This is a genomic window from Enterobacter sp. DVT3837 (assembly GCF_056238685.1).
In genome coordinates, this window is the sequence record NZ_JBWDLA010000002.1 from 760,819 (window position 1) to 782,224 (window position 21,406).

Consider the following 21,406-nt stretch of genomic DNA (forward strand, 5'->3'; position numbering starts at 1 on the left):
GTCAAGCGCTGCACCAGGTTTAGGCTGCGGCCCGAACTGCGGGACGTAGCCTGCTCAGGCTAAACAATACCGATCCCGTTGAGGCAATCACGGCGATCCACAGCGCCAGATGGACCGTTTGCTCATCAAGCGTTTGATGTTCGGGTGCTGCGGCGACGGTCAGCAGAACGCCTACCACGGCAGCGCCGAGACACTGACCAAATGTCCGGACGATAGACAACACCCCGGACGCATAACTGGCATTTTCCCGCGCCACATTCGAGAGCATTTCCCGGTTATTGGGGCTCTGGAAGCAACCAAACCCCACACCGCAAACCAGGCTACGCAGGCAGATATTCCATGCGGAAGGGCTGGAAGGTAACGTCGCCAGCAGAACCAACCCGACGACAAAAATAATCAGTCCGATGGTCGAGATCAGCGGTGCTGAAAGCGTATCCGCCCAACGCCCGGCATGCGGGGCAATCAGCACGATACCGATTGGCCACGGTGTGAAAAGCAGGGCGGAAACGACCGGACTGTAGCCATAGACGCTCTGAAACAGGAACGGCAGCGCGACAAACGTGATGCCCTGACTCACAAATGAAGCCAGAGAGGTCAACGCGGCAAGTGTAAAGCGGCTATTTTTGAACATGACGGGGGGCAGTAATGGCGCCCGGCTGCGGCGAATATGCCAGATAAAGGCGATGGCACTGACCATGGCGATAAGCGCCCACGTCACGCTTTCCTGACCAGCGCTTTGCAACACGTGCTGAAAACTATTGGCCGTCATGATCGTCGAACCTAACAGTGCGGCAGAGAGCACCGCCCCCATCGTATCAAAGGGAGCACTATCAACAGCCGCTTTGCGCGGTAAAGCCTTCCAGGCCAGCAGCAAGGCAATGCTTCCTGGAATAATGTTAATGGCGAACAACCATTGCCAGCTCAGTGTGTCCAGTATCGTGCCGCCCAGCACGGGCGCAATCGCGGTACTGGAGGCGATAAGCAGAGCGTGTAACCCCAGAATGCGGCCAAGCAGTCGACCGGGGAACACGGAACGCAGTATCGCCGGGGCTATACTGAGGGTGGCCGCACCGCCGATACCCTGCAATATACGCATTCCGATCAACACCTCGGGTGTTTTCGCCAGTGCACAGCCGAGGGAGGTGAGCGTAAAGGTGGTAAGCCCGGCCAGAAAGACCCGCCGATAGCCAATGCGAGCCGCCAGCGCAGCGAAAATGGCGAGTGTCATTGCCGCCGACAACAGATAACCATTCGCAAACCAGACCGCGACATTCGCGGACACCTGCATGGCATTCGCCATGGAGGGCAGCGCTATGTTGATCATGGTGCCATCAAAGACGCCCATCAGCGTGGTGGTCATCACTGCAGCCATGACCCGGGCGCGTTCATCTCCCGGCAGCCCTTCATCGCCGGGTTGATTTGAAAATAGCATCATCACCGTAACTCCAGATAAGAATGTTGATGACGAAACTATAACCATGGGGTATACAGGGCGGAAGACGCAGCACCTGCAACTTATGGTTGCATTAAACGCCTTATATGAGGAGCCACCGTGTCCGATCCCGATTTTAATCTGCTTGTTGCGCTCGACATCCTGCTGGCTGAAGCCAGTGTGGCGGGCGCGGCGCGGCGTTTAAACCTGAGTACCTCCGCCATGAGCCGTACGTTGAGCAGACTTCGGGAGGTGACTGGCGATCCGATCCTGGTGCGGGCCGGGCGTCATATGGTACTGACACCCTGGGCCGAAGCCACACGGGACCGTGCCAGAAGCGCCGTGCATGAGGCGAGGGCGGTGCTGCAGCCCTCTGCCGACACACTGAAGGTGGAAAGTCTGGCGCGGCTGTTCACCATCAGAGCCAACGACGGTTTTGTGGTGGCGTTTGGGCCCTTGCTAATTGCCGCCGTGGCGGACGTCGCGCCTGACGTGTGTATCCGTTTCACCCCGAAACCGGAGAAAACGTCGCGCTATCTTCGCGAGGGATTAGTTGACCTGGAAATTGGCGTGCAGAGCAATATGGGGCCTGAAATCCGTCTGCAAAGGTTATTTCAGGATCGGTTTGTTGGCGCGGTGCGCAAGGGGCATCCGCTGGCGTCACGCCCGACAGTGAGCCTGAATGACTATGTCTCCTGGGGGCATGTGGTCGCCTCGCCCGACGGATCGTTACACGGTTTTGTCGATGAGGCGCTGGCGGAATTAGGGATGAAACGTAAAGTCGCCAGCGTGGTGCCCAGTTTTCCGACGGCATTATCCGTCGCGCTGACGTCCGATCTGATCGCGATGGTGCCGGCGTTGTATTTGCTGAATCAACCGATGACCGGGCATGCGCACGTCTTTGAACTGCCCTTCAGGACCCGAACCATTACGGTCTCACAGATGTGGCACCCGCGAATGGAAAGGGACCCTGGTCATCAGTGGCTCAGAGAGAAGGTTCGCGACGTGTGTCGGGCGGTACGCTGACGACTCATACACCTTTTCGCGGTACGGTGAGGATGAAGCGAGTCGATACGGTATCCGATTCCACATGCACTTTACCGTGATGCGCAGTGACGATGGACTTGACGATGGCAAGCCCAATGCCGCTCCCTTCACCTTTACGTTGTCTGGATGGATCAACCCGATAAAAACGATCAAACAACCTTGGCAGATGTTCTTCCGGGATGGGGGTTCCGGGGTTTTCAATCACCAGTTCAAAATCGCTTTCCTGTTCTCTGATCGAGACGGTGACCGCTTTCCCTTCTGGGGTATAGCGCAGCGCATTGGAGATCAGATTACTAATTGCTCTTCGGAACATCTGCGGATCGCCTTCCGTCAGGCAGGGCATACCGTTGAATTTCAGCGATACGTTGCGTTCTTCCGCCCACGCCTCAAAGAAATCGAACACTTTAACGACCTCTGCGCTCAGGTCGAACATGACCCTGTCAGGAATGAGCTGGTTATTATCCGCCTGGGCGAGGAAAAGCATATCGCTGACCATTCTGGTCATCCGGTTGTATTCTTCAAGGCTTGAGTACAGGACATCTTCCAGCTCCTTTTGCGAACGGTTCTGGCTCAGCGCGATTTCGGTTTGCGTCACCAGATTCGTGATGGGCGTTCTGATTTCGTGCGCGATATCGGCAGAGAAGTTGGCCTGGCGGGTAAAGACATCTTCAATCTTTTCAATCATATGGTTGAATGAGATCACCAGCTGTTCCAGTTCGACAGGCACGCGGGAGGGCTCCAGTCGCGCGTCCAGATTTTCAGAGGTGATGTTTTTAATGGCGTTGCTGACGTTACGCAGCGGCAGGTGTCCCTGGCGAACCGCGATTCGAACGATAAGAATAATCAGCAGGCCGATCGCCGTGGCGATCGCAAACAGATTTTTTTTCAGCGCCTCAAGGTAGTGCAGATGGAAATTAATGGAGAGCCCGATCAGCATGACATAGCGCTGCGTTTTTCCCTGCAGCGTCGCTGTTCCTGAAGAGGCGATAATCCGGTACGTTTCCATTTTCATATCAGACCCGGCGTGCATTGACCCGGCGGGTTCCTCTACCGACCAGAGAAATACGTCCTGTGCGCGACGGTGCATGCTAAAGTCTGCCGAGTTCATCGCCGGGCGTAATGCCGCCCCTCGTGCCGAGCTGAACAGTTCATTTCCCTGCGGATCAAGAAGCAGGACGGCAACGTTGCGGTAACTGGCAATCGACTCTTTGATTTTACTGACTTTCTTCTGATCGGGTTCTGACGGGGACTGCAAGATGCGCTGCATCGCGGTGCTGATTTGCTGCAGATCGTTAACATCCTGCTCGGCAAAGTGTTTTTCAACGGAATGCAGCATAAACCAGGTAAAGGCGAAAAAGGCCAGGATCGTGGAGAGGCTGATAAAAAAGGTTAGCCGCAGAGCAAGAGAAAAAGGGCGCCTGAGGGGCTTACTGCGCATCCGGGACCTCCAGCATATAACCCACGCCGCGCACCGTCTGGATCAGTTTAGGCTCATAATCGCTATCTATTTTCGCCCGCAGTCGTTTCACCGCAACGTCAATCGCGTTTGTGTCGCTGTCAAAGTTCATATCCCAAACCTGGGAGGCTATCAGGGAGCGGGGGAGCACTTCTCCCTGATGACGCATGAAAAATTCCAGCAAGCTGAATTCTTTGCTGGTCAACAGAATACGGTTTCCGGCGCGGCTCACTTTTCTTGAAACGAGATCTACCGCCAGGTCCGCCACCTGAAACTGGCTTTCTGTGATCACCGTATTTCCGCGTCTTAGCAGCGTTCTCACCCGGGCGAGAAGCTCAGCAAAAGCAAATGGCTTTATCAGATAATCATCTGCCCCCAGCTCCAGCCCCTTAACCCGGTGTTCGATCGTGCCGAGGGCAGTCAGTAACAGTATCGGCATGCCTTTTCCGGCAGAACGAAGCATGCGGACAATATCCCAGCCGTTCACATCGGGAAGCATGATATCCAGTATCAGTAGATCATATTCGGCGGTCATGGCGAGATGGTACCCATTCAGCCCATTGTCAGCGTGGTCGACAATAAACCCTGCTTCAGTGAGCCCCTTGCTGAGGTATTCACCGGTTTTAATTTCATCTTCAACGATCAATATTTTCATCTTGCTCCCCTGACTGGCTGCTGATGACATTCTAGTGAGCCTGCGATCGTTAACAATGACTTAGGGTAAAAATGACAACATTGTCATTATCCTGTCACCCGTCAAACAGGATGCGTTCAGTAGAGTAGCCCTAACAATACTCTGGACTTCATTTGAACCGTTATGTTCCTGTTAAAACGACTTAGCATCAGCACGGTATTTATTCTGGCAGGCTGTGTCTCGTTGGCACCTGACTACCAGCGACCGGCGGCACCAGTACCTCAGCAATTTTCGCTTTCACGCAACGGCCTCACACCCGCAGTGACGGGATATCAGGACACTGGCTGGCGTCATTTTTTTGCTGATCCTCAGGTCGCCGGGTTGATTACCGTAGCCCTGAATAACAATCGAGATTTAAAAATGGCCGCGCTGAAGGTTGAGGAGGCCCGGACACAGTTCAATGTGACCGACGCAGATCGTTATCCTCAGCTGAATGGATCGTCTGGTATCACTTACAGCGGTGGTCTGAAAGGTGACAAACCTGGCACACAACAGTATGACGCGGGTATTGCGCTTAGCTACGATCTCGATTTCTTCGGCAAGCTCAGAAACATGAGTGAGGCTGACCGACAAAATTATTTCGCCAGTGAAGAGGCGCGTCGCGCCGTGCATATTTTGCTCGTCTCGAATGTGTCGCAGAGCTATTTCAACCAACAACTGGCGTATAAACAACTGCGTATTGCACGGGATACGCTGAAAAATTACCAGCAGTCCCTGGCGTTCGTTGAGCAACAGCTGGTGACCGGCAGCACGAACGTCCTGGCGCTTGAACAAGCTCGTGGGCAAATTGAAAGTACCCGGGCAGAAATTGCCAAAAGAGAAGGGGAACTGTCGCAGGCCAACAATGCCCTGCAGCTGATTCTTGGAACCTATCGCGCGCTCCCGTCCGAAAAAGAGATGGACGCCAGCGATATTGCACCAGTAAAACTGCCGCCGCATCTGTCATCAGAAATACTGCTGCAGCGTCCGGATATTATGGAAGCGGAGTATCAGCTTAAAGCGGCTGATGCCAGTATCGGCGCGGCACGTGCGGCCTTTTTCCCGTCCATATCGTTAACCAGTGGTCTTTCGACAAGCAGCACGGAATTATCCAGCCTCTTTACGCCAGGGAGTGGGATGTGGAATTTTATCCCTAAAATTGAGATCCCCATTTTTAATGCGGGCAGGAATAAAGCCAATCTGAAACTGGCTGAAATTCGCCAGCAGCAGTCCGTTGTTAATTATGAACAGAAAATACAGTCCGCTTTCAAACAGGTTGCTGACGCGCTCGCGTTGCGAGACAGCATCAACCAGCAGCTTGATGCACAGCAGCGTTATCTTAATTCGCTGCAAATAACGCTTCAGCGTGCCCGAGGGTTATATTCCAGTGGCGCGGTCAGTTATTTGAATGTGCTTGATGCGGAACGTTCGCTTTTCTCTACGCAACAAAACATCCTCGACCTTATCTATTCCCGGCAGGTTAATGAAATTAATCTGTTCACCGCGCTGGGTGGCGGTTGGGTTGAGTAAACTTATTTAATTAAACAGGAAAATAAAAATGCGTAATTCTCTTAAAGCCGTTGTATTCGCTGCGATCTCTGTGATGTTCTCCGCCAGCCTTCAGGCTGAAGTTCATCAGCATGGGGAGATGAGTGTCGCCAGTGATGCCGGCACAGAGCAAATCATCAACGCCACGGGTGTCGTGAAAGACGTTGACCTCACGAATAAAAAAATCACGATTTCTCACGAAGCTATACCTGCAATCGGCTGGCCTGCAATGACCATGCGTTTCACTTTTACCAATGCTGACGAGAGCATCAATGCCTTAAAACCAGGCCGTCATGTTGATTTTTCATTTGTTCAGCAGGGCAATATCTCTTTACTTAAGAGCATTAAATAGAGAGGATTGGCATGACCTCTTTCAAAATAAAATATGCCACCATGATTATCAGCAGTCTCCTGATTGGAGGAGTGATATCCGTGACGGCATGGCAAACAATTCATGCATCTGAAAAAACAGAAAATAGCGCATCTGAAAGAAAGGTGCTTTTCTGGTATGACCCGATGAAACCAGACGTTAAATTCGATAAGCCCGGTAAATCGCCGTTTATGGATATGGACCTGGTGCCGAAATATGCGGATGAAAATAACGAAAAAAGCAGTGTCGGTATACGTATTGATCCGACTCAGGTCCAGAATCTGGGGTTAAAAACACAAAAAGTCACCCGTGGAGCACTGAATTACTCCCAGACGATCCCGGCTAACGTCAGTTATAACGAATATCAATTCGTCATTGTTCAGGCACGCTCGGAAGGCTTTGTTGAGAAAGTGTACCCCCTGACAATTGGCGATCATGTGAAGAAAGGCACTCCACTTATTGATATCACCATACCGGACTGGGTTGAGGCGCAGAGTGAGTTTCTGCTGTTATCCGGTACCGGCGGTACACCCACGCAAATAAAGGGGGTTCTGGAACGGCTTCGGCTTGCCGGCATGCCGGACGATGACATTCAGAGGCTACGTGCAACCCGGACTATCCAGACCCGGTTTACCATAAAGGCACCGATTGACGGCGTGATCACGGCTTTTGACCTGCGTACCGGTATGAATATTTCTAAAGAGAAAGTGGTCGCGCAAATTCAGGGAATGGATCCGGTCTGGATCAGCGCTGCAGTACCTGAATCTATCGCTTATCTGCTGAAAAACTCGTCGCAGTTTGATATTTCCGTACCCGCTTATCCGGATAAATCGTTCCCGGTCGAAAAATGGAACCTTCTGCCCAGCGTGGATCAAACGACCCGCACATTGCAGGTGCGATTACAGGTATCAAACAAGGATGAGCTCCTGAAACCGGGCATGAATGCGTTTCTGAAACTGAATACCCAAAGCCCGGAAATGCTGTTGATCCCGTCCCAGGCCGTGATAGACACCGGCAAAGAACAGCGTGTGATTACCGTCGATGCTGATGGTCGTTTTGTGCCCAAAAAGATCCACGTTCTGCACGAATCTCAGCAGCAGTCCGCTATTGATACTGGACTGAACGAAGGGGATTCGGTGGTGGTCAGTGGTCTGTTCCTGATTGACTCCGAGGCCAATATTACCGGTGCGCTGGAACGTATGCGCCGTGCTGAAAAAACTGACGACACGCATTCAGGTCATTAAGGAGACGATGATGATTGAATGGATTATCCGGCGGTCAGTCGCCAACCGTTTCCTGGTGATGATGGGGGCGCTGTTCCTCAGCGTGTGGGGTACCTGGACCATCATCAATACCCCGGTCGACGCCTTGCCCGACCTGTCTGACGTTCAGGTGATTATTAAAACCAGCTATCCCGGCCAAGCCCCGCAGATTGTTGAAAATCAGGTCACGTATCCGCTTACGACTACCATGTTGTCGGTGCCAGGCGCAAAGACCGTGCGCGGATTTTCTCAGTTCGGCGACTCGTATGTATATGTTATTTTTGAAGATGGCACCGATCTGTACTGGGCCCGATCTCGCGTTCTGGAATACCTTAATCAGGTTCAGGGCAAACTGCCTGCGGGGGTGAGTTCTGAAATCGGTCCTGATGCCACGGGCGTGGGCTGGATATTTGAATATGCTCTGGTTGACCACAGTGGAAAGCACGATCTTTCAGAACTGCGCTCATTGCAGGACTGGTTCCTGAAATTTGAACTCAAAACCATCCCGAACGTGGCTGAAGTCGCGTCCGTGGGCGGTGTGGTTAAGCAGTATCAGATTCAGGTCAATCCGTTAAAACTGGCCCAGTACGGTATCAGCCTGCCGGAAGTTAAGCAGGCGCTTGAATCGTCTAATCAGGAAGCAGGGGGATCATCTGTTGAAATCGCGGAGGCGGAGTATATGGTCCGCGCCAGCGGTTATCTCCAGACCATTGATGATTTCAATAACATTGTCCTGAAAACCGGTGTAAACGGGGTCCCGGTTTATCTGCGTGACGTTGCCCGCGTACAAACAGGCCCGGAAATGCGGCGTGGGATAGCAGAGTTTAACGGTCTGGGAGAGGTCGCTGGTGGCGTCGTGATCCTGCGTTCGGGCAAAAATGCGCGCGACGTCATTACGGCGGTGAAAGATAAACTGGAAACGCTAAAGGCGAGTTTGCCCGAAGGGGTCGAAATTGTGACTACTTACGATCGCAGCCAGTTAATTGACCGGGCCATAGATAACCTGAGTTCTAAACTCCTCGAAGAATTTATTGTGGTCGCCATCGTCTGTGCGCTGTTTCTGTGGCATGTACGCTCTGCGCTGGTGGCGATTATCTCACTGCCGCTTGGGCTGTGTATTGCCTTTATTGTCATGCACTTCCAGGGGCTGAACGCCAATATCATGTCGCTGGGAGGCATTGCTATTGCCGTTGGCGCGATGGTGGATGCGGCCATCGTGATGATTGAAAACGCGCACAAACGGCTGGAGGAGTGGGATCACCAGCATCCGGGGGAACAGATTGACAACGCCACGCGCTGGAAGGTTATCACTAACGCCTCCGTCGAAGTGGGCCCTGCGCTGTTTATTAGTCTGCTGATCATCACCTTATCGTTCATCCCCATTTTTACCCTTGAAGGGCAGGAAGGGCGGTTGTTTGGTCCGCTGGCGTTTACAAAAACCTATTCCATGGCGGGTGCGGCCGCGTTGGCTATCATCGTGATTCCTATCCTGATGGGGTTCTGGATACGCGGGAAGATCCCTGCTGAGACCCGTAATCCACTGAACCGGTTGTTGATTAAGGCCTATCATCCGCTACTGATTAGGGTGCTTCACTGGCCGAAAACCACTCTGCTGGTCGCGGCGTTATCCATCTTCACGGTTATCTGGCCACTGAGCCAGGTTGGCGGTGAGTTTCTGCCGAAGATCAATGAGGGGGACCTGCTGTATATGCCGTCAACATTGCCAGGCGTTTCGCCGGCTGAAGCCGCCGCGATCCTGCAGACCACGGATAAACTCATCAAAACCGTTCCTGAAGTCGCCTCTGTTTTTGGCAAAACCGGTAAAGCCGAAACGGCAACGGATTCCGCACCGCTCGAAATGGTAGAAACCACGATACAGCTGAAACCGGAAGATCAGTGGCGGCCCGGCATGACGATTGACAAGATTATTGACGAACTGGACAAAACGGTACGTTTGCCGGGCCTGGCAAATCTTTGGGTCCCGCCTATCCGCAACCGCATTGATATGCTCTCAACCGGGATAAAAAGCCCCATTGGCATCAAGGTGTCCGGTACCGTTCTGGCTGATATCGATGCCACGGCGCAGAGCATTGAAGCAGTAGCCAAAACGGTGCCGGGCGTGGTTTCTGCCCTGGCAGAACGCCTGGAAGGGGGGCGCTATATTGATGTGGACATCGACCGTGAAAAAGCTTCCCGCTATGGGATGACGGTGGGCGATGTGCAACTGTTCGTCTCTTCGGCCATCGGTGGGGCGACGGTGGGTGAAACGGTGGAAGGTGTCGCCCGCTATCCAATAAATATCCGCTATCCCCAGGACTACCGGAACAGCCCAAATGCGCTGAAACAGATGCCGATCCTTACGCCGATGAAACAGCAGATCACGCTGGGAGATGTGGCTGATATTAAAGTCGTGTCCGGCCCCACGATGCTGAAAACGGAGAATGCCCGGCCCGCCAGCTGGATTTACATCGATGCGCGGGGCAGGGATATGGTATCGGTGGTAAATGACATTAAGACGGCCATCAGTCAGAACGTGAAGCTGCGGCCAGGTACCAGCGTGTCATTCTCCGGACAGTTTGAACTGCTCGAGCACGCGAACAAGAAACTGAAGCTGATGGTGCCGATGACGGTGATGATCATCTTCATTCTGCTGTACCTGGCATTCCGTCGCGTAGATGAAGCCTTATTGATCCTGATGAGTCTGCCTTTCGCCCTGGTCGGGGGGATATGGTTCCTCTATTGGCAGGGCTTCCATATGTCTGTGGCAACAGGCACCGGGTTTATCGCTCTTGCCGGGGTTGCAGCCGAGTTTGGTGTGGTCATGCTGATGTATCTGCGACATGCCATTGAAGCGCATCCGGAGTTATCTCATCGGGAAACATTTACCGCAGAGGGGCTCGATGAAGCGCTTTATCATGGTGCCGTACTGCGTGTTCGACCGAAGGCGATGACCGTTGCGGTGATCATTGCAGGTTTACTGCCTATTCTCTGGGGAACCGGTGCGGGGTCAGAAGTGATGAGCCGGATAGCAGCACCAATGATTGGGGGAATGATCACGGCTCCGCTGTTATCGCTGTTTATTATTCCTGCGGCGTATAAATTGATTTGGATGCGGAGGCACAAAACAGCGAGCGCATTTCGTGAAGATGACAGGGGAACGGATAGCTGATAAATTAGCTATTCAATAACCTATTCATAAAGCGATTCAACACCATGACAAATCGATCCGAAACGTTACGTCAGTTGCTGAGGAAAGGCCCAATATCGGTAAGGCAACTTACTGATAATATGGGAATTAGTCAGCCTACGGCTTCGAGAGCGATTAAAGCGCTTGGTGATGAAGTGGTGCGTATTGGCTCTGGTCCATCTATTCATTACGTACTACGCGATGCGCTTCGTGGGTTCAGTTCGGCCCCCATTTACCGCATCACCGAAGAGGGCAAGGTCAAGCCGCTGGGGCAGCTCATACCGGTTTATCCCGATGGTTTTGTGATGGAGCAAGCGGATAACATCTGTCTTCATAGCGATGGGCTGCCCTGGTGGCTCTTTGATATGCGGCCTCAGGGATATCTTGGCCGGGCGTATGCATCTCGATTTTCAACTGAACTTGGCCTGCCGGCAAATCCTGAAAACTGGACAGACTCCGATGTTATCAGGGCTTTACTGGCTCATGGGCACGATGCGGTAGGGAACGTATTAATAGGAGAGCAAGCGCGGAACCATTTTGTGGATATGCCGCAGCCTGTTGCAGTGGAGCGGGCAACGGCATATCCGTCTTTGGCTCTGGCCGTTAGCTCCGGAGAGGTCCCGGGGTCATCAGCTGGCGGTGAACAACCAAAATTTTGCACCTATACAGAACGTGGTCATGTCATCGTGAAGTTCACGGCTCCCGACGATAACCCCATAAGCGAACGCTGGCGAGATCTTCTACTCGCAGAACATCTTGCGTTAAAAGTGCTTGATGTTGAAACAGAGGTATTTGATTTTGGTGGACAGCGTTTCCTTGAAATCCCACGGTTTGATCGTGTAGGACCACTTGGCCGTAAAGGTCTTTTTTCTTTACGGGCTCTGGAGGCGGAATTTGTCGGCCGAGCAAGAGAGGCCTGGCCCGTATTGGTTAACGAGTTGGTTAAGCAGGGATGTGTTCATCCTGATGCCATCGCAGGAACGGCGCGGCTTTGGGCATTTGGCATGTTGATCGGCAATACCGACATGCACCACGGGAATTTGTCGTTTATTAGCGCCCATGGGCGTCCTTATCATCTTGCGCCTGCCTATGACATGCTGCCCATGGGATTTGCGCCGAAGTCGGGGGGCGGAATGGTGAATACACTTCGTCCGGCAATGCTCCTTGATGCGATTGCGGGAGAAATCTGGCATGAGTCACTTGAACTGGCTGAGCGCTTTTATGCTTTGGTCAGCGATTGCAACCGTTTTTCTGCCAGCTTTGCGCCATGCGTGGCGGCGTTACGCGCACATCTTGACGAGGCGAGGCCAAGGATATCGCGTCTGGGATAATGCAATGCATTCGGACCTTAGCTTATGAAGTTGAAAACCCGCAGATGACTTTGCGGGTTTTTTATTCCAGCCACAAAAAGGTCGATAAATCAAAATATAAAATATTTATGCAATTAAGTTTTGATTAAGAAAAATAAATTAACAATTAACGATTGCTTAATTGTTAATTTAAAACAAAACCGTTTTTTTACCTTTTTCTGAATGGAGGGGTATTTATCCTGATAATAATTAAGCACTTGAGATTTTATTCTTGATTAAGATCTTATATTTGTTATTTATGCTTTGTTTTTGTCATTAAGTGGTGTATTACATTGCGCGATTAATGGAGCGGCAAAATGAAATTCTGTATTATTAAAGTCAGTTGCGGGAAGTGATTACACCACCCATATTTAAGAACGTTCTGATTGCCAGTTATTGCACTGGCTAAAATATAAAATATATCACAAACAGCTTCTGCCAGATTGAAGCTGGCGGGGGCTTTGTTGACAAATCTGTATGGAAATAAATGGATCCCAGAAACCATTTCAAAATAGATGGGGCGAACTCCGAAAAGCCAAATGAGTAGGATGACTAATATCGAGGAAATATCATGTCGAATCAAGAGACTATTGTTGGTGGCTGGACGGCTTATCATACGTTGACCGAAAAAGATTGGCAGGTATTTAAAGAAGCCATGGCGGGATTTGTTGGTGTAACGTATGAGCCGCAGGCCGTCTCAACGCAGTTAGTGGCCGGGACAAATTATCGCTTCAAATGCCTTGCTTCAATTCCGCCTGCATTAGTGGTGTGGGAATCTATTGTTGAAATCTTCCAGCCTTTGCAGGGCGCTCCACATATTGTCGGAATCACCAGAATCTGAATTTTAATTAATATTGTGTCAATGCGTGATTTAGGAAAGCATTCCAGACTTTGACGGTCTTTTCTTAAATAAGTGATTTTTATTAACTTGGTGTTTTATATTTAACCGAGTTCAAAGAGTTCACTCCGTTCTTAGTAACTGAAAGGGTATTTAATAATGCTAAATCATATTCTACAGGCTGGCACCAATCCATCGATTAACAGTAATAACATGAAAGCGAGCGCTGATGCCTCTACCACAGCAGCCGTGATCATTCAAAACTATGTCGGCACCATTTTAACGCAGGCCGATCTCTCCCTGCCGGATATATTACCCGATCTACCGGAACATCAGGCAAAGGCCAGAGACCATGCCACATCCTGGCGTGATGTCATACAGCCGCAAATGATCTCAACCAATACGGATATTGTGAGCTTCTCTAACAATTTTGATTCCTATTATGATCCTTTGGTTAAGCTGGCGGTAAAAATACAGCAAAACCCTTCGGACACAGCATCAATTAATACTTTTAAACTGGGTGTTCAGCAACTTCAGGCGTTGGTCGCTCAAAAACAAACCGCTACGCATAACGTGGTTAATTCAGTGGGCGGTTTCCAGACCACGCTTGCCGAAGATGCCCGCAATTTCGCCAGTGATTTTACTACGGCAGAAGCGGCATTAGCCGGTAAAGACGGACAAATTGCCGCACTGGGGAAACAGATCGACGCTATTAATTCCGCCATGAGTAAAGACTTGACTATGATTGCAGCGGGTTCAACCGCTGCAGTGGTAGGAGGATTAATGATTGCTGTGGGGGCACTGGCGGAAATTGCGACCGCAGGTGTCAGTACCGCACTGATTGTCGGTGGATTGGTGGTCGTCGGGGCCGGTGCTGGTGTTGCCATTGCCGGGGGAGTTGACTATGCCAAGCAAACCAGCGCGCTCAGCACGGCCATTACAACCAAAACAAAACTACAACAACAGTATTCTGCCACCAAAAACGTGAATACGATTGTTCAGAATCTTTCGGGCCAGGCATCCGCTGCGGTTCAGGCCGCGGGTTCTTTACTGGCAGGTTGGCAGACGCTTGAACAGGACTTTATTGTCTTCCAGTCGGCGCTGACCAGCGCGACCCCTGATTTAGGCTATTTCCTGATCGCGCAACTCAATGCGGCGAAAGCGGACTGGGATGATGTTGGCAATCACGCCCGTAAGCTATTGGATTATGGTTCTTTACCGGTCAGCAACGCATCGGTCACCAGCAGTGGGATCCTGTTGCCTAACCCAACGGCGACGTTTGCACGGCTGGCTGCTGCATAGCGTTTATTAATCATCAATCAGGCCCGTGAGGGTCTGATTGTTTTAACAGACAAACCGGACGCATCGTTTCACGATGATGCCAATAAGTGACCCGTGTCTAAGGTTCAGAGTATGCCAGCATTGAAAGTCAGCTTTACTCAGGCATTAACGGCTCAACAAAATGTGCGTCAACAGATGACGCAGGTCGCACAACAATTAGAACAGCTTCCGCCCATTAACGATCCGCAGATCCCCGATCTGAATGGAAATATCCTCTCCGTCCACAATCATGCGAATTATTATCTGTCTGACATTGTGGTGAGAATGGATTCGTTGTATTCCGAGGTTATCAATTTTGGAGACGAGCTGGATTCTACGGTTGCCAACATCCGTTCTGAATTAAATGGGCCTGACGGACAGGAATATCTCACAAAAGCTCAGGGGCAGATTAAGCAATTACTCTCCGACAGCACGCCGCTATCTGCATCTCTGAATGATTTCAATGAGGTTGTTATTTCCTTTAATAATGACATTACGACGGACTCAAGGAACTTGCTAGCCGATCAGCAAAGGGCGCAACAGTTATTAGCTGCCGATCGGGCAAGGTTAGAGGCTCTTAACGCTCAGCTGAATGCGCTGAAAGCTGAGCTTGAAAGTAAAAAGAGGATGGAAATTATCATCGGCATTTTTACTTTTGGGATTGGCGCCGCGATTATGGAATTAACTGGCTATGTGCAAAGCACGGAGCAGGCGATTGCTCAGGCGCAACAGGAAACGGGGATGCTTTATCAGGAAATAGGACAACTCGGCGCCACCAGTGATGCATTGAACGCATTGACCAAAGGAACCGCTATTTTGTGTGGCCTGACACAATCTCTTCAATATGGTTGGCAAACCGTGACGGCCGACCTGTCGGAGGTCACCCAACAACAGGTGACTGCGGATTTTCTTATAGTCTCCGTTAATACCGTACAGGCGAACTGGCAGGAAGTGATGCGCACCGTTGAGCAATTGCAGTAAGCCAAAAACCAATTAACGACTTTGAGGTTTTCATTATGATCATGCAAGCCATTGCAGCTGCGAAAAATGATACTGAATCATCATCAACCAATGCCTTAATGACAGGTATTCAGGGCATCGGTGCTTCATCGATTGCTCAACAGACTTATGCGAGCACTGTATTATGTCAACCCAATATTCATTTAGATATTTTACCCGATCTTCCTGCACAGCAGGCTATTGCGCGCGATCAGGCGCAGGAATGGTTATCTTCGATTAATCCGGCGGCCATCTCTTCGCTGGTGAATGTGCGTAATTTTTCGAATCAGGTGGGGGCTTATGTCGATGCACTTCTTCCGGCGGCACAAAAATATGACATGGGGGATAAAAGCCAGCTTCATTATATCCAGCAGGGTATCCAACAGTTGCTTTCTCTTGCTCAGAAAAACGTCACTTCCACGGGAGTGTTTGTCGATAACGTCCAGGTTTATGTGAATGGGATCAACAGCAGTCAGAGCACATTTAAAGCGGCTAAAGAAACCGTGCAGACGCAAATTACCGGTGATAAAGGGGAAATATCGGCACTCCGGCAGAAGCTAAACGATCTGAATAAACAGATGGATGCAGATATTGTGCAGATTTCGGCGGGAGCGGTGAGCGACATTATAGGGATCGGCATGATTGTCATTGCGGCCACAACAATTATCGAAACCGGTGGGGCAACGCAAACGCTTCTGGCTGCGGGTATTACCCTGGTCGCAGGCGGAACGCTGGCGATGACCATAAGCTCTGCCGATATCGTCAAAGCGCAAAAAGAGTACAGCACAACGTTGACCAATCTCGTCGGGCTTGAACTGGAGGTGGCTGTTTTTGACACGGTTTATAACCAGTTGACGGCCAGTGAAAGACTTTCTCAGTCTGCCATTGATTCCGCTAAGCTGCTGGTCAACGGATGGCAGACCGTTGCTGATAGCTACCAGCAAACGCTGACCAACCTGCAGCAGAGTTCAAAGGGTTATCTGGCACTGAGGCTGAGTGCGATGAAACGCCAGTGGCAACAGCTAGGTGAACAGGCGGGAAGCGTGATGCAGTTAGGGCCGCTGCCTTTCAATACTGTTCCCGCAAATGAACTGAAGTCGAGTGCATGACAAGCGAAGATTAATATTTGGCTGCTGCTGCCCGGTAACCGCCGGGCAGACAGGCTTGTTTCCGTCCGAAGGCGGTACACCGTCAGCGCTGTTGGCTGAAGGTGAGTTGTACAAAACAGAGCAGGGAATGCAATCGCATTCAGCCTGCATTGATCATGCGGCGGTGCGCTTCTGCCATGGCCTCATGTGGGCCGGACTGACCGTTATTCATGAATTCATGGGCAACCGCTGCTCTTTCATGCTCATCCATCGCTGCGTAAGACGTTGACGAGACGGTCATGGATACAGTGTTATTTCCCATCATCTTCTGATGACTTTCCACCATTTTCTGGTGCGCATCCGCCGATCCGTTCGTCATGGTTTCATGAGCAATAATGGCCTGTTCATGCTGGTCCATACCGGTCATACGAGGAACAGTACCCTGGATCCTGACAGGAGCTGCGGCAGACTGCATCTGGTGAGCAGGAGCTTGCACATTGTTGACGCGCTCATGGATATCCACGGTTTCAGTGGCCCAGGCCGAAGAAATTAAACCAAAGCCCAGCAAAGATGTTAATACGATATTTTTCATGATAACTCTCCATTTCTGAATTAGTGATGTCCGGGGAAGTACAACCGATATTTTCAGTTCCATAACTGAAACAGGTTCGGCAGTGTTTATTTATCCGGGAGAGGGCTGGATATTTATTTCCTTGCATACTCTGACGCCGAGTATTGATGAAGTGATTCAGCCTTTCTGATAAGTTGCACTAATTATATCGAATGGCTTCTGTTTGCTGCATGACATGCTAATGACATCTTTGTCATGAATGTCAGGGTTTACAGAGGTGAATATGAAAATGTTCGCCAGAAAACCGATAGGCTGGGCAATGTCATTCTCACCGGACAGCAACCTAACAATCAGGTAGTTGGGAGGAGGCAGGCGTTCTCCTCTTCAAGAGATTTAAGCCGCTTAACCTCGGGCACCTCCATACCGCCATACTTCTTGCGTCAGGTGTAAAAGGTGGCATCTGAAATGGCGTGCTTACGGCAGAGCTCGCGGGCAGAAACTACGGTTTGTGCTTCGCGGAGAATACTGATGATCTGTTCGTCGGAAAAACGCTTCTTCATGGGGATGTCCTCATGTGGCTTATGAAGACATTACTAACATCGGGGTGTGTTAATAACGGGGAGCAGGTCACTTAATCTATTTATACATTGGGTGTAAAGTAAACAGTCTTTCTGCCGATAATTGTTGAATTAAACAGCATTTAATTGTTGAATTTAACAGCATTCAGGCATTTGTTGAAGGAGCAACGATTATGGTTTATGGCGTTTCACAAACCTTCCACCCAGTAGGCAACGGTACCCTTTTTACAGGGAGAATTACATGGGATATGTCTGCGCCGGGACCCTCATCGCATTTTACCTGGGTATATGATTGTGGCTCGACCAGTGAAAAATCCATATGTGACAGTGTGGATTATTTGCCTTTGTGGTTTGGTGCAGCGGGCACAGATATTGATATGCTGGTCATCTCCCATTTTGATGATGACCACGTTAATGGGCTTGAAGCGTTACTGGACAAACACTATGTTAAAAAGTTAGTCCTTCCTTATACCGAATGGGTTCAAAGTATCCGCGAAATTTCGGTGATGGGTCAAAAAGGCACATCGCCATCCGTTGCATTATTTCAGCTTAATCCGGCTCGCTGGATCGAAGTGAAAAATAAGGAAAACCGCATTGGCGAAATCGTGCTGGTTCAGGGTAACGGGGGGCCTGACTATTCAGGACCCGAGCCTGATAGTTTTCTCCCGGATGATCCCGACTGGGTTGAAGGATCCATTCCTGAAAGCGACAGAGATCAGGACGTGATTTCAACGGATGATAGCGGTAGTGATTCTGAATTCGATTACGATGCTGCCGATTCTGCATTTATGGAGATTGGGCGCCCTGTGCATCAGTCAGGAATAACGGTCACGCGGATCCATCAAAATCACCCCTTGCGAAATGCCTGTAACACGTTTGAGTTTATGTTTTACAACGCAGAAAAATCGCTGCAGGGTCTTAACGGCTTTGTTGAATAAATCGAACTTTTGCTGAGTTGAAGGATCAGATCACGCATCCTCCCGACAACACAGACCATTCCGTGGCAAAGCAAAAGTTCAGAATCACCAACTGGTCCACCTACAACAAAGCTCTCATCAACCGTGGCTCCCTCACTTTCTGGCTGGATGATGAGGCGATTCAGGCCTGGTATGAGTCGGCAACGCCTTCATCACGAGGAAGGCCCCAGCGCTATTCTGATCTCGCCATCACCACCGTTCTGGTGATTAAACGCGTATTCCGGCTGACCCTGCGGGCTGCGCAGGGTTTTATTGATTCCATTTTTGCCCTGATGAACGTTCCGTTGCGCTGCCCGGATTACACCAGTGTCAGTAAGCGGGCAAAGTCGGTTAATGTCAGTTTCAAAACGTCCACCCGGGGTGAAATCGCACACCTGGTGATTGATTCCACCGGGCTGAAGGTCTTTGGTGAAGGCGAATGGAAAGTCAGAAAGCACGGCAAAGAGCGCCGTCGTATCTGGCGAAAGTTGCATCTTGCTGTTGACAGCAACACACATGAAGTTGTCTGTGCAGACCTGTCGCTGAATAACGTCACGGACTCAGAAGCCTTCCCGGGCCTTATCCGGCAGACTCACAGAAAAATCAGGGCAGCCGCGGCAGACGGGGCTTACGATACCCGGCTCTGTCACGATGAACTGCGCCGCAAAAAAATCAGCGCGCTTATTCCTCCCCGAAAAGGAGCAGGTTACTGGCCCGGTGAGTACGCAGACCGCAACCGTGCCGTTGCTAATCAGCGGCTGAGCGGAAGCAATGCACGGTGGAAATGGACAACGGAATATAACCGTCGCTCGATAGCGGAAACGGCAATGTACAGAATGAAGCAGTTGTTGGGAGATTCACTGACGCTGCGTGACTACGATGGTCAGGTAGCGGAAGCTATGGCCATGGTGCGTGCGTTGAACAGGATGACAAAGGCTGGGATGCCAGAAAGCGTGCGTATTGCCTGAAAATCCAGCCAGCTACAGGGTCGTTCGCACGAAATCTTATTTATTCAACAAAGCCGGTCTTAACCTTGTAGAGGTGATTGGCGGGAAAACCTGTGCCAAAAAATCAGGAATTGAGCTGACGCAGGTTAAAGTAGAGATAGATACCCTCATCGGAACCCTTGGTTTAGATGGCGATGTTCGGTCAATGCCTGTTAACTGGCGCGCCAGGCTAAAAGCCTGCTACGAAAAACATTTCGGTCATTCCTCAAAAGCCAGAAACAATATCTCATTGTGTATGTATGCCGGTCCCGTTGGCAGGACTCAGTTCAGGTTTTTTCCACGCTACGCCATGTTCCCTTTCCAGCCCTCGATACTGATGACTGGAGATATTAATCTTAATCCCTATGTCATTGATGACATGCAACGTCACTTCGGTCCCTTCCGCTGGAACAGGCTAGGAGTCATTCAGGTGCCGCATCATGGTTCCTGTCATTGCTGGACTGCAGGGAATACCCGGCATTTTAGGCCAGCTAATTTCGTTCAGTGCGCGACGGGCACGAAACACCACCCTCATGCCGATGTTACTTATGATCTACTTTCTCACGGAGCCAGCGTGTTCCATGCAGACCGGTCAACGTCAGTTAACTTCGGCTATTTTTACAAACAGGTGCGTTAAGGCATCTAAGAATTCAGGTGGTGAGTGCGTGGCAACTGTGTAAAAACGGTACGTAAACATAGGTGTGAGCACCGTTATTAGCCTGGTCTGCGCGACTGTTGGTCAGGCAGTCGGCAGTAACAGTCAGTTAGCCTCCATCACGGGTAGGTCATGACAAGTTGTTAAGTATGACCGATTGCGATAAGCTTTAAATACTCTTTAGCGTTGGACGGTTACGTCTAGTCGGGTGATTAGCCAGACTCTAACTTATTGAACGTATTAAGGGTTACGACACTTTCTCTTCCTTTACGGCGTATATCGCTCACATCGGACCTTCAGCTTTGTTGGCTCTTCCGCTTTGTGCCATGAATCGACTGCAAAGGTACATGTTTTTTATCCTTTCGGTGTTTCGATATTTTAATGGTGGCAATTTGTATTTTTTAGAGAACAACCGAGTAAAAGTCTGTTGTGAATCAAATCCATATTTATAGGCTATGTTTATCACTGGTTCATTAGTTTCAATAAGATCTTTCGCCGCAAGTCTGAGCTTTTTATCTTTAATATACTTTCCAAGGTTAACTTCTTTTACCTGCACAAAAATCCGCTGAAGATGCCACTTAGAGTATCCTGCACGCGTAGCAACATCCTCTATCTTCAGCGGTTTGTGTAAATTTGAATCAATCCATTGGGTTATCTCATCGATGATGTCTTCTGTTCTGAACATAAATCGACGCTCACTATAAGAGGGTTGTGACACATCTTGTTCGGGATGTTAATGATTTAATTATAGATTTCAGCAACACCGTGCAGCCGGTTATTCCCGGTAGTAGACAGAATTTTGAACGACGTTGCCCCTTGCTCATCTGCCTTACGAGAGAGCGCATCCGATAATTCATCAAGCGTATAGGCATTGCTGGCTGAGACTACACCGATCTTTTCTTTCCCATCTGCGTGGTTAATTTCCTGAGCGGCAGATGCGGCATTCACTGAAATAAATCCCATGACCAATGTAGTAATAAGTATTGCTTTCATATCTCGTACCTCTTTAACAATATGCATGAAACTGGTCTTGTATCAGGAGTAACTTCCTCCATCTGTGTATTCAAATATACAGACCTAAGCTGACATGA

At 50.2% G+C, this 21,406-nt stretch carries 19 protein-coding genes and 1 pseudogene; 13 read left to right on the plus strand and 7 right to left on the minus strand.

What is annotated here, in order from left to right:
• Positions 1 to 19 precede the first annotated feature (19 nt).
• Entirely contained in the window at positions 20 to 1,435 is a 1,416-nt protein-coding gene (locus AC0XWG_RS18555; protein WP_128347692.1) for an MFS transporter, read from the minus strand.
• 117 nt (positions 1,436 to 1,552) lie between these two features.
• Between AC0XWG_RS18555 and AC0XWG_RS18560 the strand changes: the two genes are divergently transcribed.
• The gene (locus AC0XWG_RS18560; RefSeq protein WP_128347693.1) at positions 1,553 to 2,458 is read left to right on the plus strand and encodes a LysR family transcriptional regulator; all 906 of its coding nucleotides are present in this window, start codon (positions 1,553 to 1,555) and stop codon (positions 2,456 to 2,458) included.
• Between the two features lie 4 nt (positions 2,459 to 2,462).
• Here AC0XWG_RS18560 and AC0XWG_RS18565 read toward each other — a convergent pair whose 3' ends face one another.
• Both AC0XWG_RS18565 and AC0XWG_RS18570 read right to left on the minus strand, forming a co-directional pair.
• The gene (locus AC0XWG_RS18565; RefSeq protein WP_475680899.1) at positions 2,463 to 3,917 is read right to left on the minus strand and encodes a Cu(+)/Ag(+) sensor histidine kinase; all 1,455 of its coding nucleotides are present in this window, start codon (positions 3,915 to 3,917) and stop codon (positions 2,463 to 2,465) included.
• Positions 3,907 to 4,590: a copper/silver response regulator transcription factor gene (locus AC0XWG_RS18570; protein WP_128347695.1), complete on the minus strand. Its 684-nt coding sequence runs from the start codon at positions 4,588 to 4,590 to the stop codon at positions 3,907 to 3,909. Before AC0XWG_RS18570 ends, AC0XWG_RS18565 begins: the two co-directional genes overlap by 11 nt.
• 162 nt (positions 4,591 to 4,752) lie before the next feature.
• On the opposite strand from AC0XWG_RS18570, the gene AC0XWG_RS18575 reads away from it, so the two are divergent.
• The 9 genes from AC0XWG_RS18575 to AC0XWG_RS18615 all read left to right on the plus strand — a co-directional run bounded on the left by AC0XWG_RS18575 (position 4,753) and on the right by AC0XWG_RS18615 (position 16,590).
• Positions 4,753 to 6,138, plus strand: coding sequence for an efflux transporter outer membrane subunit (locus AC0XWG_RS18575; RefSeq protein WP_028018971.1), 1,386 nt, complete (start codon positions 4,753 to 4,755; stop codon positions 6,136 to 6,138).
• A gap of 28 nt (positions 6,139 to 6,166) precedes the next feature.
• The gene (cusF, locus tag AC0XWG_RS18580) at positions 6,167 to 6,508 is read left to right on the plus strand and encodes a cation efflux system protein CusF (RefSeq protein ID WP_128347696.1); all 342 of its coding nucleotides are present in this window, start codon (positions 6,167 to 6,169) and stop codon (positions 6,506 to 6,508) included.
• An 11-nt stretch (positions 6,509 to 6,519) separates the two neighbouring features.
• Positions 6,520 to 7,770 carry an efflux RND transporter periplasmic adaptor subunit gene (locus AC0XWG_RS18585; protein ID WP_128347697.1) on the plus strand — a complete coding sequence of 417 codons (1,251 nt, stop codon included), beginning with the start codon at positions 6,520 to 6,522 and terminating at the stop codon, positions 7,768 to 7,770.
• A gap of 10 nt (positions 7,771 to 7,780) precedes the next feature.
• A complete protein-coding gene (gene silA, locus AC0XWG_RS18590; RefSeq protein ID WP_128347698.1) occupies positions 7,781 to 10,957 on the plus strand; it encodes a Cu(+)/Ag(+) efflux RND transporter permease subunit SilA in 3,177 nt (1,058 codons plus the stop codon).
• Between the two features lie 44 nt (positions 10,958 to 11,001).
• Positions 11,002 to 12,306, plus strand: a complete 1,305-nt coding sequence (gene yjjJ, locus AC0XWG_RS18595) for a type II toxin-antitoxin system HipA family toxin YjjJ (protein ID WP_028018975.1) — start codon at positions 11,002 to 11,004, stop codon at positions 12,304 to 12,306.
• Positions 12,307 to 12,895: 589 nt separating this feature from the next.
• Positions 12,896 to 13,165: a hypothetical protein gene (locus AC0XWG_RS18600; protein WP_024908520.1), complete on the plus strand. Its 270-nt coding sequence runs from the start codon at positions 12,896 to 12,898 to the stop codon at positions 13,163 to 13,165.
• 156 nt (positions 13,166 to 13,321) lie between these two features.
• Positions 13,322 to 14,464 carry an HBL/NHE enterotoxin family protein gene (locus AC0XWG_RS18605; RefSeq protein ID WP_028018976.1) on the plus strand — a complete coding sequence of 381 codons (1,143 nt, stop codon included), beginning with the start codon at positions 13,322 to 13,324 and terminating at the stop codon, positions 14,462 to 14,464.
• A 111-nt stretch (positions 14,465 to 14,575) separates the two neighbouring features.
• A complete protein-coding gene (locus AC0XWG_RS18610) occupies positions 14,576 to 15,463 on the plus strand; it encodes an HBL/NHE enterotoxin family protein (protein ID WP_128347700.1) in 888 nt (295 codons plus the stop codon).
• A 35-nt stretch (positions 15,464 to 15,498) separates the two neighbouring features.
• A complete protein-coding gene (locus AC0XWG_RS18615; RefSeq protein WP_028018978.1) occupies positions 15,499 to 16,590 on the plus strand; it encodes an HBL/NHE enterotoxin family protein in 1,092 nt (363 codons plus the stop codon).
• Positions 16,591 to 16,729: 139 nt separating this feature from the next.
• On the opposite strand, the gene silE is transcribed toward AC0XWG_RS18615, so the two are convergent.
• Together silE and AC0XWG_RS18625 are read right to left on the minus strand one after the other, a co-directional pair.
• Positions 16,730 to 17,161: a silver-binding protein SilE gene (silE, locus tag AC0XWG_RS18620; protein ID WP_475680900.1), complete on the minus strand. Its 432-nt coding sequence runs from the start codon at positions 17,159 to 17,161 to the stop codon at positions 16,730 to 16,732.
• A 344-nt stretch (positions 17,162 to 17,505) separates the two neighbouring features.
• A pseudogene (locus AC0XWG_RS18625) lies at positions 17,506 to 17,700 on the minus strand (transposase); the annotation flags it as partial.
• A 191-nt stretch (positions 17,701 to 17,891) separates the two neighbouring features.
• Between AC0XWG_RS18625 and AC0XWG_RS18630 the strand changes: the two are divergent.
• The 3 genes from AC0XWG_RS18630 to AC0XWG_RS18640 are packed head-to-tail and all read left to right on the plus strand — an operon-like array spanning position 17,892 to position 20,297.
• The gene (locus AC0XWG_RS18630) at positions 17,892 to 18,656 is read left to right on the plus strand and encodes an MBL fold metallo-hydrolase (RefSeq protein WP_475680901.1); all 765 of its coding nucleotides are present in this window, start codon (positions 17,892 to 17,894) and stop codon (positions 18,654 to 18,656) included.
• A gap of 17 nt (positions 18,657 to 18,673) precedes the next feature.
• On the plus strand, positions 18,674 to 19,642 hold the full coding sequence (locus AC0XWG_RS18635) for an IS5 family transposase (protein ID WP_000654811.1): 969 nt from the start codon (positions 18,674 to 18,676) through the stop codon (positions 19,640 to 19,642).
• Positions 19,635 to 20,297 carry a hypothetical protein gene (locus AC0XWG_RS18640; protein ID WP_475680902.1) on the plus strand — a complete coding sequence of 221 codons (663 nt, stop codon included), beginning with the start codon at positions 19,635 to 19,637 and terminating at the stop codon, positions 20,295 to 20,297. Before AC0XWG_RS18635 ends, AC0XWG_RS18640 begins: the two co-directional genes overlap by 8 nt.
• A gap of 301 nt (positions 20,298 to 20,598) precedes the next feature.
• On the opposite strand, the gene AC0XWG_RS18645 is transcribed toward AC0XWG_RS18640, so the two are convergent.
• Positions 20,599 to 21,000 (minus strand): helix-turn-helix domain-containing protein, encoded by a 402-nt coding sequence (locus AC0XWG_RS18645; protein ID WP_475680903.1) that lies wholly within the window; start codon positions 20,998 to 21,000, stop codon positions 20,599 to 20,601.
• Between the two features lie 56 nt (positions 21,001 to 21,056).
• Positions 21,057 to 21,308 carry a YdgH/BhsA/McbA family protein gene (locus AC0XWG_RS18650; protein WP_475680904.1) on the minus strand — a complete coding sequence of 84 codons (252 nt, stop codon included), beginning with the start codon at positions 21,306 to 21,308 and terminating at the stop codon, positions 21,057 to 21,059.
• Positions 21,309 to 21,406: the final 98 nt, after the last annotated feature.